Here is a 1,157-nt window from a genome sequence, read left to right as displayed (position 1 = left end):
TCACAGACACCGAAGATAATCGGTCTACAACGCATTTCCCGACAACTTCGAACGCGTGTCGTCTACATCGTGAACAGCTTCCTCGCGACCCTAGATAACGAGTTCCATCGCCATTTCTCGGTTCTCGCGTTCCAATTCACGCAGCCGAGCACGTTCAGATAATTCCAGCGGCGGCTCGTCGGTGGCATGCGTTTCTCGATACTTCCGAACCCAGTTGCCGACAGTGGTATCACTGAGCCCGTGTTCGCGCGCGACCTCGGCGATGGACTTCTGCCCGTCCACCACCAGTCGGGCCGTTTCCTCCCGAAACTCCGGTGAGAACTTCTGATATTTCTTCGCCAATGCCGTTCATCCTTTCCAGTCGGACCCTATTTGGTCCGCAGTCCGGAGAACAGAGGGCACGCCAGATGTTGGCGGATGCGGCCGTCGAGGTTGTCTATGTGCACGTCGCCGATGATGTTGTGCTGCCGGCATTTCGGCTGCCCGCTGCGGAAGTGCGGGGCGATGGCCGCCGCTGACGAGTTGCGCGATCGTGTCGGTGAGAAGATCCACTTTCGAGGAGCCGACTCGGTGACGCAGAACGACATCCGCCGCAAACTGGAGGTTTTCACCTTTTCCTGTCCGCTGCATGACGACGAGGCGGCAGCGAAGGCGCACGGCTACCTCGGCGTCGTGGCCCCGGTGACGATGACCCCGCTGTGGGGGCTGCCGCCGTATTGGGCACCCGGACAGCCCAGTCCCTATCTGGTCGACGGGCAGGAGATGACGGGCAACATCACCGACACGCTGGCTCTGCCGTTCAGCCGATCGGTCAACGTCAGCAGCGAGTGGCAATACCACACACCGCTGTACTTGGGGGACAGGTTGCAGGGGACTACGACGATCATCTCGGTAGAGCAGAAGCGCACCCGGGTAGGTACCGGAATCTTCCTGCAATACGAGTCAGAATACTTGAAGGTTTCGGGAGAACTGGTCGCGCGCAACCGAAATACCGTCTTCAACTACGACCCAGACGACGCCTCGGAGCCCCGACCCGAGTCCGGCATTTCCGCGCGCTCACAGCAAGGCGACCGAGGTCGGAGCCCACGCCCCGTCGACGATGCCGATACCGGTGTCGACTGGAACACGCCACTCGAGTTCGACGACGTTACGGTCGG

General features: G+C 60.8%; 2 protein-coding genes. One reads left to right on the top strand and one right to left on the bottom strand.

From position 1 onward, the window contains the following. Positions 1 to 90: 90 nt before the first annotated feature. Positions 91 to 342: a transposase gene (locus H7J06_RS01055; RefSeq protein ID WP_264036202.1), complete on the bottom strand. Its 252-nt coding sequence runs from the start codon at positions 340 to 342 to the stop codon at positions 91 to 93. A gap of 162 nt (positions 343 to 504) precedes the next feature. Here H7J06_RS01055 and H7J06_RS01050 point away from each other — a divergent pair. Then, positions 505 to 1,157: FAS1-like dehydratase domain-containing protein (locus H7J06_RS01050; protein ID WP_264036200.1), on the top strand; the 653-nt coding region annotated here is incomplete at its 3' end.

It is taken from the genome of Mycolicibacterium hodleri (assembly GCF_025822245.1).
In the GTDB taxonomy this organism is placed as follows: domain Bacteria; phylum Actinomycetota; class Actinomycetes; order Mycobacteriales; family Mycobacteriaceae; genus Mycobacterium; species Mycobacterium hodleri.
Note: the sequence above shows the minus strand (reverse complement) of the source record. Positions and strands in the feature narration are given on the sequence as shown.